Consider the following 14,916-nt stretch of genomic DNA (forward strand, 5'->3'; position numbering starts at 1 on the left):
ACCCTGTAACTAACAAATAATATAATTTGTTTTAAATTCAAAAATAAATGAATGCTGGGTTTTAAAATTTAAACCATTCATTATTCCCAGCATTCATACAATAAAACAAAAATGAAACTTTTAGAAATTGAATCTGTAACCAAAATCTGGTTGAAAACCTATTTGGTTTTTTTGATCTACTCTACCAGTTAAACGATTGTAGTCTTTAGAAAAAACATTTTCATTGGCAGTTACGTTTTGAAAATCAACATAAAACTGGTGTGAACGTTTTTTGGTTTTGCTGTTAAATTTCATACCTAGTTTTAAGTCTAGTCTAAAATAACCATCATATTGTTCGCTATATGGCTTTGAATTGTCTTCAATTTCGTATCCTGCAGCCTGTGATGCTGCTAAATTAACTGGTGTGAAGTAACGTCCGCCAGCAGTTGTTAATTTTGTATTTATAGAGAAAATATTTTTCTGTGCTTTTCCAATTTTAAATTCTTTTCCAGCCAATGCATTTACTACATAACCATTATTGAAAGGTGAATCACGTTCTATGTTATCACTTCCTTTGTATTTACTGTCAAAAAAAGATGAGGTAAACAATGCGTGGTATCCTTTGCTAAAGAATTTTTCTAACGTTAATTCTATTCCAGAGTTACTTCCTTTTCCGTTACTTACTAATGATGTTTTGTCTATAGAGTAAGAGAAATTTGCACCTTCGGTTAACGATGAATATCCTGTTGCTGTTCTTTCAACTGCCGCTCTGTCAATTGCTTGGTAATAAATTTCTGCTTTTGCTCTCCATTTATCTGCTAATTTTACATCATAACCCAAAACATAATGCTGACTTCTTACTAATTTCAAATTTTTATTAGATTGTACATTTTGTCCACCTATTCTTTCATTAAGGAATAATAATGGTGCAGCAACATTTTGATGATGCACTCCGTAACCAAAATGGAATGAGTTTTTAACATTAACAGCATAGGTTATAGATGCTCTTGGTTCAAAAGCAAATTCTTCGTTTACCGAAAAATATTGTCCGTGTAAACCTGCATTTAAAGTAAACTTTTCAGATAAACGAACTTGCGCTTGCGCATAAGGTTGCACAATATTATAATTGCCATCGTTGTTGATAATACTTGCCAAATCAGGAAGACCATCACCGTTGTTATCACTTTGTCTGTCTCTGTCGTTGATCAACGCTTTTAGCGTAAAGCTTTCGTATAACAAACCAGTTCTTAAAGTAAATTTTTTAGATATTTTTGAGTTGAATAATGTCGAGAATGTAACTCTACTTTCAGTGTTATCAACATCAGTAAAACGCTGTTTGTTAACCGCAGCAGTTCCAAAACCAAAATATCTGTCAACTTCGAATGTTGATTTTGCTGATGATGTTCCTAAAGTAGTTTTCAAATTCGATTTTTCTCCAATATCAATAGTATGTTTTAATCCAAAAGCTGAAAAGTTAGATTTTGCAAATGCATCTTCATCTTTGGCAGCAAATAAATCGGTTTCGTCAATATCTTTCCCAATAAAATCAATATCAGAATTTCCTAGAATTCCAAACATTGAAAAGTTCCCTAATTTAGTTTTACCTAAATCTAAATTAAAAGACAAATCATTATAATTTGGTGCCGCAGCAGTTCCAGCCAATCCCGTTGCAGCAACAATTCCGTAACGAGCAGCAACAACAAACGATCCTCCATTTTTTCTCAATAATGGACCTTCTGCCATAAATTCAGCACCAGGAAAAGCGGCTACACCAACACTATATTCATATTCTTCAGTATTTCCTTTTCTGAAACCTAAGTCGAAAACACCACCAATTGCATTTCCATATTCAGCAGGAAAAGCTGATGTAATAAAATCTGAATTGGATAGCATTTGTGGATTTAATGCTGAAACTGGACTTCCTGTTGTGCCTAAAGTCGCAAAGTGATTTGGACTTGGAATAGGAATACCTTCCAAACGCCATAATAATCCAGCTGGCGAGTTTCCTCTAACTACAATGTCATTTCGGCTATCATCGGCAGTTGCAACTCCCGCAAAGTTAGAGGCCAAACGTGCTACATCACTTCGCCCACCAGCATATCTGTTGGCTTCTTCGGCGGAAAATTGTCTAACAGAAACTGCTGCCATTTTGTTGATTGCTTTGGTTTTACTTCTTTCACCAGTAATAACAACCTCATTTAGTGTATTAAATTTTTCTGAAATAGTAACTGAAAGAATATTGTCTTTTCCAGTGGTTACCTCAATTTCAGAAATCGTAGCGTCTTCATAACCTATATAAGAAATGATAACGGCTTGTCTTCCTAATGGAATTTCAGATAGTTTGAAGTTCCCTTCATTATCAGTAATTTGTGCGGTTTCAGAACCGACTAATTGAACATTGGCACCAACAATAGGTTTTTCAGATTGTTTGTCTGTAACTTTCCCTCGAATTACTCCTGTCTGGGAAAATGCAATGCTTGCTGTAAAGCATAAAATTAGAAATAGAATTTTTTTCATTTTATTTGTTTTTTTGGATTATTAATTTTTTTTTAAAATTTATACTGCAAAGATGTAAGCAGTTTGTTTCTGAAAACGTTCACTTGAGTTAACAAATTCATTTTTTGAAAATTATTTTTTAGAATTTAAAACCAAGTTGCGTTCCTATGTAACTACTTTTAAAATTTCGATCTCCAACACCTGTAACTTCGCCTCTTCGTGATGCCAAACCATATTCAACTGATGCTGAAAAATTGTATTTTCTAATTGAAAAGTCATAAGCTCCACCAATGGTTAGACCATTCCCAATTGCAAATTGGTGGTTGTAAATTTTTGCATCTACATTTCGGTATTTTTGAGTAAATTGTGTAATGAAATAAAAATCGGTGTAGAAGTTTAGCCCTTTATCTGCATTTTTATTTATTGGATAATATTTTGCAGAAATGGCAGCACCCCAAAAATTAAAAAGCATTTCGTTACCGTTATCTCCTTTTGATGGTGATGCACCAAGAGCTGAAAATTTTCCACCAAAGTTGAAATGATTGATGCTTTCAAATTTGTGGTATGCTGCTAAAGTGAATAATCCACCACCTGAGTTTCCGAAATTTCCAGAATCGTATTGTTGTTCTAGGTTTTCACCAAATTGATTGGTTGCATAACCCGCCTTAAATTCTCCATAAGTAAAAGATTTTTTTTCTGGTGCTATTTGTGCATTGGAAATGTTACTTAGCACTATTAGAATTAGTAATGCTAAATTTTTTATTGTGTTTTTCATAATTTCTATTTTTAAAATGATATTCCTAATTGTAATTTTCCTTGTACGAAAGCATCTTCTTTTCCATTTCTTGGACCAATGATTAATTCTTTATTCAATCCTTGTAAATAACCAAATTGAGGATTTAGATAAACTGTTGAACTTTTTAGTTTTAGAATATTTAGTTTATAGCCAAGATTTGCTTCTGCGAAATGGACAAAACCTGAATAATCTTTTCCATCAATTTTGTTTTTCTTTGCATCAACATTACCCGCATAATACTGCAATTCGAAATTTAAGTTTTTACTAAAATAATGTCGGTAACCAATTGAAGCCATATACTCGTCAATAACATCAACAACATCGTGCTTTACATTGGGTCTTATAAAAGCACCTAACATAATGTCTCCGTGTTTACCACCGATTTCTCCAAGAATAGTTCTTGTGAATTTTAGGGTAATTATTCCTATTTCGGGTAAAAAAGGTTGAATTACATCAGTTTCAAGTCCCCATTTTTTTGTTTTAACAGTATTTTCTTGTGCGTTAGATTGAAAGCTCATAATTGTTAAAAGAAGTAATGTGTATGTTTTAATTGTGTTAGTCATATTTGCTTTGTTTAAATTATAGTGCAAAGATGCGCTGGATGTGAAGCTCAAAACGTTAACTTGGGTTAAGAAAATCAGAAAATAAAAAAACCGCAAATCAAATGAGATTTGCGGTTTAAAAATTAAATAAATGCTATATTATTTCTTAACACTTAACATTTCTACAATTCCAAAATTTGTGTACAATCCCTGTGTTACTTGGCTTAAATGCTCATTGTATTTATCAACGTGATCTCCCATACCTATAAAATCGACGGTAGTTCTAAATGGTTTTTCGCCAAAAGGTTTGTCAATCAATTCTGCAAAAGTATCTGCTACACGTTGAGGATCTTGCTGTGGATTATTTGCTAAAACATTACCGAAACTTTCTCCCATTTTTTGTGGTGCATTTATAAATTCGCCATAGTTTGCTGCTTGGCTAGTATCTGAAGGAAATAGTAAATTTTCTGCAAATGCAGTTGGATAACCACCTGGTTCTACAATACAATTTTCGATGCCAAAAGTAGAAAGTTCTGCACGATAGTTTTCTGCCAATGCTTCTAAAGCCCATTTTGATGTTTGATACAATCCATAAAAAGGCAATGCAATTCTACCCAATAAACTAGAAGTGTAAACGATTAAGCCAGATTTTTGATTTCTAAAAAATGGCACAACGGCTCTGTTCATTCTTTGTACACCAAATACATTTACTTCGTATACTTTTTGGAAATCGGCGGTAGTAAAAAATTCTAACATTCCAGCAGAACCAATTCCTGCATTATTCATCAATACATCTAATCCACCTAAATTTTCTATGGCTTTGGCTACACCATTTGTAACGCTTTCGTCATTGGTAACATCTAGTTCTATGATTATAGCACCCAGCGCACTCAATGCATCAGCAGTATTTTTATTTCTACCATTTACATCTCTCATTCCGGCGGCTACTTTGTGACCTTTGGAAATTAATTTTTCGACGGTAAGTTTTCCAAAACCGCCACTTGCTCCTGTAATTAATATTTTCTTGCTCATTTTTTTATTTTTTTAATTGCTATTATTTGTGAAGCAAAGATCAAACATATATAAGACTACTATTTTGCAAATAGCAATCAATTATTTATGAAATTCAATCAATTACGATATTTCAAAGGTGAAATCGAAGTATTCTTTTTGAAAAAATTAGAAAAATGCGCCACTTCTTCAAATCCTAATGAATAAGCAATTTCAGATATATTCCACTGGGTTTGTTTCAATAAAATCTTGGCTTCTTCGGTTATTCTGCCATTTATAATTTCAGTAGTATTTCTCCCTGTAATCTCTTTCAATACTTTGTTTAAATGGTTAATGTGAATGCCTAAAACCGTTGCGAAATCAATGGGTGCTTTTAGTTGCATTAATTGCGAATTATTTTCTATGGGAAATTGCCTTTCTAATAATTCTATAAATAATGAGGATATTCTACTGGCAGCATTTGTGGTTGCGGAATTACTTTCCATTGGTTTTAATTTTTGCCCAGTATGAATTAATTCCATTACATAGTTTCGAAGTAAATCATATTTGAATGCATAATCAGATGATAATTCAGAATCCATTTTCTTGAATACAGTTTCAATTTCAAGATATTGTTTGTCAGTGAGTTGATATACAAAATCACTATTGTATTGATAAATAGGAAAATCATCAATCAATAAACCTGTTTTGGATTTAGACAAAAACTCTTTGGTAAATACACAAAAAAATCCTGATTGCTCCTTGGCTTGAGGCGAATATCGATATGGTATTTTGGGCGTAGCAAATAGTATTCCTTGCTTTTCTATCATTACTGTTTTGTCAGCAAACTCAACTAGATTTTTACCTTTTATCAAACTGATTTTATAATACAACCTTCGGTTATAAGTCATTTCCGATTTTTTATTACCACTAAAATAAAACTTATTGGTATCAAATACATTAAAATGCCCTAGATCATTTAGGTTTTTAATGTCTAATAAATAATCAAGTTTGCTTTCGCCATCGCCGAATATTTCTTTGTAAAATTCTCTTATACTTATGTTTTCCATTTTTTGCAAAATTCAAATAATAGCAAAGGTATAGTTTTTTATTAAATTGGGGTTTTATTAAAAAACAAAGTTATCCGAAAATAAAAACCACAAATCGCAATTGAAATTTGCGGTTTTAAAAATACTAACCCTAAAATTTTAATCATTTTTTGGTTTTTATTTAGAAACGCCAATTTGTTTAAGCATAAATTTATCCCAACCGTTGTCGCCAAAAAGTCTTCTTAATCTTGGTGTTATTTTTGCTAATGCTCCTATGCGATATCTTGTTCTTGGATTGCGAACTGTTGCCGATTTGTAAATTACTGATGCTACTTTTTCGGGTGTTAATATGCCAAACGAATTGCTTTTTGGATCAAATAATTTATTGGTCATTGTTTGAAATTTTTCTCTGAAATCTAAATACGGACTGTCTTTTATTGGACTTGGATATATCTTATTGGAAGCATTAACAAAATTGGTATATACACCACCTGGTTTTATTAAAATCACATCAATTCCAAATTGTCGCAATTCGCCTCGAAGCCCATCATTAAAACTTTCTAATGCATATTTCGATGCGTGATAAGCACTTGCTCCGGGTGTTGTAAATTCACCACCAACAGAACCAATATTTATAATTCTACCTTTTTTCTTGTTTCGTAATGTGGGCAAAACTTCTTGAGTTACGCGAAGAAGTCCAAAAACATTTACTTCAAATTGTTTTCTGATGGCATCGATTGGTAGTTCTTCGATTACGCCATTTTGACCAAAGCCAGCATTATTGATTAAAATATCTACGCCATTTGACTGGCTATTTATTTTTTGAACGGCATCAACAATCGATTTTTCATTGGTTACATCTAAATAAATTGTTTTGCAATTGTATTTAGTCAAATCTTCAAGCAAAACCGTGTCTTTGTCGGTAGCATAAACTTCAAATCCTTTTTCTGCAAATTTAATTGCGGTTGCTTTACCAATGCCACTTGCGGCACCAGTAATCAAAACTACTTTTTTGTTATTTTCCATATTTGTTTGAGCATTTAATTTATTTGTTACCATTGATACTGTTGTTAATGCAATCATCCCGAAAACATTTAACTGTTTTTTAATTTCCATTTTTTATATATAATTAGAGTTAATAAGTAAGTAATCACTTTTTTTATTGTCAAAAAAATTATTTTTTGTATTTAGATTGAATGTAGTTAATAATGACTTTTGCGTCATTTAAATTTTCTAATTCAATAAGTGAAAGGGTTAAGCCATTTAGAACAGTGAATAAATATTGGGTTTCTAGTTCTGGATTTTCAAACTTTAAATCTGAAAAGGCTTGATTTAATTTTAAATAAACAGGAATTAAATATTTATTGGTATCAAAATCTTTTTTGAATTTCGAGTTTTGTGATTTAATGTTAATTTGCAATTTCCAAAATTCTTTTTCAGATAAAATTATTTTGTAAGGAAGTTCGATTACTTTTAGAATTACTTTTTCGGCATCTTTTTCATTAATTACAGTATTTAAAAAAGGTTGAATTTTCGCAATTCCTTCGTTCATTATCTCTGTTAATAATCCTTCTTTATTGGTAAAATGTCTAAAAATTAATCCTTCAGAAACTGCTGCTTTTTTTGCAATTAAACTGGTTGAAGTATTTTCATAACCTTGGTTTGAAAATAATTCTAGTGCAATTTTTAGTATGTTATCTTTTTTGTTCATTGTAAAAAAGTGAGTAATCAATAACAAAAGTATTCATTAATTTTTGATTTGCAAAAATTATTAAAAAAAAATTAAAAAAGCTAAAATCAAATTTTTATAAATGGTAAGCCTTTTACAGATTGAACCATTTCAAAAACAACATACAGAAAATAAAGTATTGAAAAAATCCAAACCAATTTGGTTCCCGATGAAGTATTTGAAAACTTACTTAAAAATAACCCAAATAGAGGTATTACTTGTAAACTATGAATTCCAAAAAAATGTGCAACTCTTAAATCTCCAAAAAGAGTACTCCAGTTCAGAAACCACAAACCATTGCCACCATCTGCTGCACCAACTGTATGACCTGTTTTGCCTCCAATGTAACCGCCAAATAAACTAAAAATGACAAAGAAAATTAAACCTATTTTTATACTTAAAACTAAAGCTGGTGGAATGTGACGTGTTTTTTGTTTGATAAAAACGTAGGCCATATAACCTGTCCATAACGTTAATGTGAGAATAAAAATCCCCATCAATTGAAAAACTACAAAACCGAATGTATCACTCGAATTAAAGTGCGAAAGTTCGCCTCGTAGTGCTTGTACTGTAATTGCAATTTGCTCGAAACTCATTGCGGTAACCGCTACCCAAGAATATATTTTTACTTTTGTTATTTTATTGATTGGTTGCAAAATAATTGCCATTGTCCAACTGTAAATCCAGATTGACAAAGCAAATTTGATTGGTTTTATGACAGAATTTAAACCTAAAACAACTGTATTGTTAAAAGGCATATATAACAAAAGAAAAAAGAAAACGACCAAATGAATTGTTCCTAACCAAAATAAAATTTTATTTTCTGTTAGAATTGACTTTATTCTAAATTTTTCTTGAAATGATTTCATCTTTGAAGGATTTGAATACAATACAAAGATGAATATTACTCAAGACTAAAAACGTTCACTTGAGTTAACTAATTTCTATTTTTCGAAAATTCTTTTGCGTATTCTACTTAAAGATTGTGGTTGCAGACCTAAATATGAAGCAATAAAGTGTTGTGGCACTCTTTCAAATAGTTCTGGTCTTTGCTTCAAAAGATTTATATAACGTTCTTCTGGATCTTGATTGGTTTTCATTCCAATCAGATTCATTAAAGAAATAATTGCTTCTTCTGCCAAGACTCTTCCCACTTTTTCAAAAACTGGATTGGTAACATATAATTTCTCAACATCAGATTTTCTAAAATGTACCACTTCGCATAATTCAATTGCCTGCACATTTTCGAAAGTGGGTTGACCTGTCAAAAAACTATTATAATCTGTAAACCATTTATTTTCAAAGAAAAATTCTACTACCTTTTCCTCTCCGTCAATATTAAAAAAATCGCGAGCACAACCTGAATTAATAAAAAATATTTTATCACACACTTGACCTTCTTCGAGAATAAATTCTTTTTTGGCGTATTTTTTTATTTCAAGTATTTTAATAAATGCTTCTTCATCTTCTTGAGAAAGAGCAACAAATGATTTGATGTTATTGATGATTTGTACTGGCATATTTAAAACGAACTGGATTCTAATAATTGATTCAATACAAATATAAATATTTTTTTTTGGATTACAGATTGATTGATTTTTCAAATTTTAAAAAATATTATTTCTTTAAAACTTTCAAAAATCCAAATATACTAACTATTGCCCAAGTTCCTTCCAAGATGATAAATGGTTTGTAATTGATTAATAACGAAGCATAACAAGCCAAGCTTGCCCCAATAATATTCATCAAAAAATAGAATTCCCCATCTTTTTCTATAAATGAAAAAATATTTAGAAAATAGGCAATCAAGATTAATCCAACTCCGATTGTGCCGATAATGTCGTTATAATTCATTTGTGGAAGTATTTAATATTCTAGATTCATTTTATTTCTTATTTCTTCCAAACACAAATTATTGATACTTCCTTCGTGAGAATGTTTGGTAATTTTCGGTGATTTAAATATGTTGTTTTCTATTTGATTTGCTACAGTTTTGTAGGCATCTCTAAAAGGAATTCCTGCTACAACTAACTCGTTTATGGCATCGACTGTGAATAGATAATTGTATTTTTTATCGTCTAGAATATTGTCTTTTATCTGAATCTGTTTTATGCTATGAATAGCAATATCTAAACAAGCTTTTAGATTTTGAATAGCAGGAAACAAGCCTTCTTTTAGCAATTGTAGGTCTCTATGATAACCACTTGGGAGATTGTTGGTAATTATGGTTATCTCATAAGGTAGTGCTTGAATTTTGTTACATTTTCCACGAATGAGTTCAAAAACATCTGGATTTTTTTTGTGAGGCATAATACTAGAACCTGTAGTTAAGTTTGCTGGCAAACTGATGAAATCAAAATTTTGGTTCATATATAAGCATACATCCATAGCAAATTTTGACAGCGTGGCGGCAACACTACTCATAGCAAAAGCAACTGTTTTTTCTGATTTACCACGGCTCATTTGTGCTGCAATTGGATTGTATTTTAATGTTTCAAATCCAAGTTCTTGGGTTGTATAGGTTCGATTGATAGGAAATGAACTTCCGTAGCCGGCAGCAGATCCAAGTGGATTTTGATTGATGATTTTTAAAGTAGCATTCAACAAGGTTACATCGTCAATAAAACTTTCCGCATAACTAGAAAACCACATTCCGAAGGAAGATGGCATGGCAATTTGTAAATGTGTATAGCCAGGTAATAATACATTTTGGTGTTTGTTGGCTAATTCCAAAAGTAAATCAAATAGCGTTTTCAATTGTTCTTTGAATTCAATTATTACATCTTTTAGATATAAATGCATATCGACTAAAACTTGATCGTTACGAGAACGTGCGGTATGAATTTTTTTTCCAGTTTCGCCTAATTTAGTTGTCAATAAGTATTCTATTTTTGAATGAACGTCTTCAAAATCATCTTCAATTATAAAGTTTCCTTTTTCAATATCTAGTATTATTTCTTCTAAAGCGATAACCAAAGAATTGGTTTCTATGGTTGTTAGAAGATTTATTTTCCCTAACATTTTTGTATGGGCTATGGAACCAATTGCGTCGTACTTGGCTAATACTAGATCTAATTCTCTGTCATTTCCAATAGTGAAATGTTCGATTTGTTTATCTGTCGAAATTCCTTTTTCCCAAAGTTTCATATTTTGAAGTTGATGGTTAATATTTGTTGGTTTTTTAGCCCCGATAGAAGTGGAAATCCTTTTCTTTTTTTCTCATCCTGAGCTTGTCGAAGGACAAAAAAAGAAAAGATTGCAACGGATAGCGGGACACAAGCGCCAGCGAACGGACGTAGTAATAGCTCCAAATTATAATACTATTAAAAAAGCGTTCAATATTTTAATATACAAATCGATGCCTTCTTCAATTTCAGTAATAAATATAAATTCATTAGCCGAATGTGATCGAAGTGTTTCTCCTGGGCCTAATTTTACCGATTGACAACTTAATACTGATTGGTCTGAAAGGGTAGGAGAGCCATAGGTTTTTCTGCCCAAAGCCATTCCTGCTTGTACCAAGCTATGTGAAATAGGAATGGATGAAGCTTTTAAATGCATAGTGCGTGGTTTAATTTCGGCATTTGTATGTTTTTGTACTGTTTTTAAAATTTCTTCATTTGTATAGCAATCGTTTACTCGAATATCAATAACCAAGTGGCATTCAGCAGGCACAACATTGTGTTGACTACCCGCATTAAATTGCGTTACTGTCATTTTTACAGGCCCTAAAACATCTGATATTTTTTCGAATTTGTAGTTTTTAAACCATTTAATTATGTCTAATGCTTTATAAATTGCATTGTCCTCATTTGTATGAGCTGCATGGCTAGCCGTTCCTTTTACAATCACATCGAGCACTAGCAATCCTTTTTCGGCAATGGCGAGTTGCATAAGCGTAGGTTCGCCCACAATAGCACAATCGATTTCAGGTAAGTGTTTTAAAACACTGTTTAGTCCATTTTCGCCACTACTTTCTTCTTCGGCAGAAGCGACTATAACTATGTTATGAGATAGATTTTCTTGTGCATAAAAACAGACAAAAGTTGCCAGCAGTGATACCAAACAACCACCAGCATCATTACTTCCTAATCCAAAGAGCTTGCCGTCTTTTACAATGGCTTCAAAAGGATTGTTTGTATAGCCCTGATTGGGTTTTACAGTGTCGTGATGCGAATTGAGTAATAAAGTGGGTTTTGCTTTGTCAAAATGTTTAGCATAAGCCCAAACATTATTGTTTTCTCTAAAAAAAGGAATGTTGTTTTGCGAAAACCAATTTTCTATTAATAATGCTGTTTTGTCTTCTTGGCTTGATAAAGAAGGTGTTTCAATAAGCGATTTTAATAAAGCGATGGCTTCTTGCGTTAGTGTTTTTATAGTTTTCATAAAGTAATTCTAGTATATAAAATGGATTCATTTAGTAGCATACTGTGATGACCAATTTTTATTTTAGTAACACCATTAGTTAATCCATAGAAGCAATTATCTAATTTAGGAATCATTCCAGAATGTAGGGCATTTTGGTATTTTAGTTTGTTGTATAATTCAAGATTTATTGTTTTTAGTACTGAATTTTCATCTTCTAAATTGGTTAGAACTCCCTTTTTTTCGAAGCAATAATTTAAGGTTACATCAAAAACATTTGATAAGGCTATGGCTAATTCCGAAGCGATAGTGTCTGCGTTGGTATTTAATAATTGCCCTTTACTATTATGTGTAATGGCACAAAAAACAGGTGTAATTTGTAATGATAGTAAACCGCTTATTAATTCTGTATTCACAATTTTTATATCACCTACAAAACCATAATCAATTGTGGGATGGCTTCTTTTTTCAGATTGGATACTATTTCCGTCGGCACCAGAAAAACCTATAGCATTTATTTTATTTGCTTGTAATTGTGCTACTATACTTTTATTAATTTGACCTGCATAAACCATTACAACAATATCTAGCATTGATGCATCTGTTATGCGTCGACCATCTATGATTTGAGGTTTTATTCCTAAGTTTTCAGCCATTTTTGTAGCTGATTTTCCTCCACCATGAACCAAAATCTTATCTCCTTTTATTTTAGAAAAATCAATTATAAATTGTTTTAAATCTGTTGGACTGTCGATAATATTCCCGCCAATCTTTACAATGGTTAAGGGTTTTTTATTTTTCATTTTCCAATATTTTTTGTAAAACAAGTTGTGCAGCATAAGTTCTATTGTTAGCCTGTTCTATGACAATTGAATTTTCGCTATCTAGCACTTCATCTGAAACAATAACATTTCGTCTTACTGGTAAACAGTGCATAAATTTGGCTTTGTTTGTCAATTGCATTTTTTTTGCTGTTATTGTCCAATTTGGATCTGAATTGGTAATTTCCCCATAGTCGTTATAATTGCTCCAATTTTTTGCATAAATGAAATCAGCATTTTCAAAAGCTTTATCTTGGTTGTATTCCACATTAGAATTTTTTACAATTTCAGGATTCAATTCGTAGCCTTTGGGATGCGTAATTACAAAATTAGCTTCTTGCAATTGCATCATTTCTATAAACGAATTTACAACCGCTTGGGGCAATGCTTTTGGATGAGGTGCCCACGACAAAACAACTTTTGGTTTGTGTTTGGTTTTGTATTCCTGCATCGTAATAGCATCGGCAAGTGATTGTAAAGGATGTCCAGTAGCACTCTCCATATTTACAATAGGAACTGACGCATATTTCAAAAAACCATTAAGCACCATTTCTGAATTGTCGACATCTTTATTTTTTAATTCTGCAAATGCTCTAATAGCAATAATATCACAATATTGCGATACAACTTTTGCTGCTTCTTTAATATGTTCTGAAGCACCCGAATTCATAATAGCACCCTCTTCAAATTCGAGCGTCCAGCCTTCATTAGTAAAATTCATTACCATAATATTCATTCCAAGATTTTGAGCCGCTTTTTGAGTACTCAAACGGGTTCTTAAACTTGGATTAAAAAACAACAATCCTAATGTTTTGTTTTTTCCTAATTTTTTATTCTTTAATGGATTTTTTTTGATTTTTATGGCATCAAACACCCAATCGGATAGGGAATCAATGTCTTTTATTGAAGTATAATTCATGATGTTTGCGATTTTAGTTCTTCTAAAGTTTCTGTTAATGCAAGAATAAAGGTATCAATATCATCCTTTTTTATAGTTAATGGAGGCAATATTCTTAACAGGTTTTTGTTATTTGCGCTTCCTGTAAAAATATGTTTTTCGATGATGAGTTTTTTTCTCAATTCACTCACATCAAAATCAAATTCGATACCCAACATTAATCCTTTTCCTTTTATTTTTTTTACATAAGGCACTTTTTTAATAACGTTCATAAAGTAGTCAGTTACTTGAATCACATTATCCATTAATTTTTCATTCTCAATAACATCCAGCACAGCAATTCCTGCCGCACAAGCAAGATGACTTCCTCCAAATGTTGTTCCCAATAAACCATAACTGGCCTCGAAGTCTGGAGAAATTAATATACCTCCAATAGGAAATCCATTTCCCATTCCTTTGGCAATTGATATTATATCTGGTTTTATGTTATGGTGCTGGTGAGCAAAAAACTTTCCTGTTCTGCCATAACCCGATTGGACTTCGTCTAAAATTAAAACCACTTTATATTTTGCACACAATTTTTTTAAATCCTGAAAAAATTCAGGAGTACCTTCATCAAGACCACCAACACCCTGTATTCCTTCAATAATAACACAGCTAATGTCGCCTTTTATGAATTCAATTTCAACTAAATCAATATTATTTAAGGGTAAAAAAGCAACAACTTGTTGCGCATTAATGGGTGCTGTAATTCTTTTATTGTCTGTAACTGCTACTGCCGCTGAGGTTCTTCCGTGAAAAGAATTATTAAAGGAAATAACTCGTGATTTATTATTGTGAAAAGAAGCTAGTTTTAAAGCATTTTCATTGGCTTCAGCACCTGAACTACATAAAAACAAACTATAATTATCAAGACCAGTAATCTTTCCTAGTTTAAAAGCGAGTTCTACTTGTAACGGATTTTGAATGGCATTAGAATAAAAACCAATCTTATCTAATTGTTCTTTTAATTTGGCTACATATTCTGGGTGGGTATGGCCTATAGAAATCACTCCGTGACCACTGTATAAGTCTAAATATTCTACTCCTTTTTCGTCTGTAATTGTACAATCTATTGCAGATACAGGAGTAATGTTGTATAATGGGTAAACGTTGAATAAGTTCATTTTTTTTTATTTTAGAGAGAAGAGATAAGAAGCAAGAGGAGAAATAGTTATAATATGCGTACTATTTCTTTCTTGGTTCTTTCTT

The 14,916-nt window shown here is 31.7% G+C and carries 15 protein-coding genes; all 15 read right to left on the bottom strand.

Annotated elements, in window-relative coordinates:
* Positions 1–120 precede the first annotated feature (120 nt).
* On the bottom strand, positions 121–2,496 hold the full coding sequence (locus RMO70_RS08295) for a TonB-dependent receptor (RefSeq protein ID WP_310555960.1): 2,376 nt from the start codon (positions 2,494–2,496) through the stop codon (positions 121–123).
* A 118-nt stretch (positions 2,497–2,614) separates the two neighbouring features.
* Positions 2,615–3,250, bottom strand: coding sequence for a hypothetical protein (locus tag RMO70_RS08300; RefSeq protein WP_310555961.1), 636 nt, complete (start codon positions 3,248–3,250; stop codon positions 2,615–2,617).
* Positions 3,251–3,261: 11 nt separating this feature from the next.
* Positions 3,262–3,834, bottom strand: a complete 573-nt coding sequence (locus tag RMO70_RS08305) for a hypothetical protein (RefSeq protein WP_310555962.1) — start codon at positions 3,832–3,834, stop codon at positions 3,262–3,264.
* A 138-nt stretch (positions 3,835–3,972) separates the two neighbouring features.
* Positions 3,973–4,845, bottom strand: coding sequence for an SDR family oxidoreductase (locus RMO70_RS08310; protein ID WP_310555963.1), 873 nt, complete (start codon positions 4,843–4,845; stop codon positions 3,973–3,975).
* Between the two features lie 98 nt (positions 4,846–4,943).
* Positions 4,944–5,873, bottom strand: a complete 930-nt coding sequence (locus RMO70_RS08315; protein WP_310555964.1) for an AraC family transcriptional regulator — start codon at positions 5,871–5,873, stop codon at positions 4,944–4,946.
* 156 nt (positions 5,874–6,029) lie between these two features.
* Positions 6,030–6,968: an SDR family NAD(P)-dependent oxidoreductase gene (locus RMO70_RS08320; protein ID WP_310555965.1), complete on the bottom strand. Its 939-nt coding sequence runs from the start codon at positions 6,966–6,968 to the stop codon at positions 6,030–6,032.
* 58 nt (positions 6,969–7,026) lie between these two features.
* Complete coding sequence (locus RMO70_RS08325; protein ID WP_310555966.1) at positions 7,027–7,563, bottom strand: TetR/AcrR family transcriptional regulator; 537 nt, start codon at positions 7,561–7,563, stop codon at positions 7,027–7,029.
* Positions 7,564–7,649: 86 nt separating this feature from the next.
* On the bottom strand, positions 7,650–8,450 hold the full coding sequence (locus RMO70_RS08330) for a hypothetical protein (protein WP_310555967.1): 801 nt from the start codon (positions 8,448–8,450) through the stop codon (positions 7,650–7,652).
* Positions 8,451–8,525: 75 nt separating this feature from the next.
* Complete coding sequence (locus RMO70_RS08335) at positions 8,526–9,101, bottom strand: Crp/Fnr family transcriptional regulator (RefSeq protein ID WP_310555968.1); 576 nt, start codon at positions 9,099–9,101, stop codon at positions 8,526–8,528.
* 97 nt (positions 9,102–9,198) lie between these two features.
* Entirely contained in the window at positions 9,199–9,435 is a 237-nt protein-coding gene (locus RMO70_RS08340) for a CBU_0592 family membrane protein (RefSeq protein ID WP_310555969.1), read from the bottom strand.
* Between the two features lie 12 nt (positions 9,436–9,447).
* On the bottom strand, positions 9,448–10,728 hold the full coding sequence (gene argH / locus RMO70_RS08345; protein WP_310555970.1) for an argininosuccinate lyase: 1,281 nt from the start codon (positions 10,726–10,728) through the stop codon (positions 9,448–9,450).
* Positions 10,729–10,893: 165 nt separating this feature from the next.
* Complete coding sequence (locus RMO70_RS08350) at positions 10,894–11,967, bottom strand: M20 family metallo-hydrolase (RefSeq protein ID WP_310555971.1); 1,074 nt, start codon at positions 11,965–11,967, stop codon at positions 10,894–10,896.
* On the bottom strand, positions 11,964–12,749 hold the full coding sequence (gene argB / locus RMO70_RS08355; RefSeq protein WP_310555972.1) for an acetylglutamate kinase: 786 nt from the start codon (positions 12,747–12,749) through the stop codon (positions 11,964–11,966). The genes RMO70_RS08350 and argB overlap by 4 nt, the downstream gene beginning before the upstream one ends.
* Positions 12,739–13,686 carry an N-acetylornithine carbamoyltransferase gene (locus RMO70_RS08360; protein ID WP_310555973.1) on the bottom strand — a complete coding sequence of 316 codons (948 nt, stop codon included), beginning with the start codon at positions 13,684–13,686 and terminating at the stop codon, positions 12,739–12,741. The genes argB and RMO70_RS08360 overlap by 11 nt, the downstream gene beginning before the upstream one ends.
* Positions 13,683–14,831, bottom strand: coding sequence for an aminotransferase class III-fold pyridoxal phosphate-dependent enzyme (locus RMO70_RS08365; RefSeq protein ID WP_310555974.1), 1,149 nt, complete (start codon positions 14,829–14,831; stop codon positions 13,683–13,685). Before RMO70_RS08365 ends, RMO70_RS08360 begins: the two co-directional genes overlap by 4 nt.
* Between the last annotated feature and the right edge of the window lie 85 nt (positions 14,832–14,916).

It is taken from the genome of Flavobacterium sp. (genome assembly GCF_031422135.1).
GTDB lineage: Bacteria > Bacteroidota > Bacteroidia > Flavobacteriales > Flavobacteriaceae > Flavobacterium.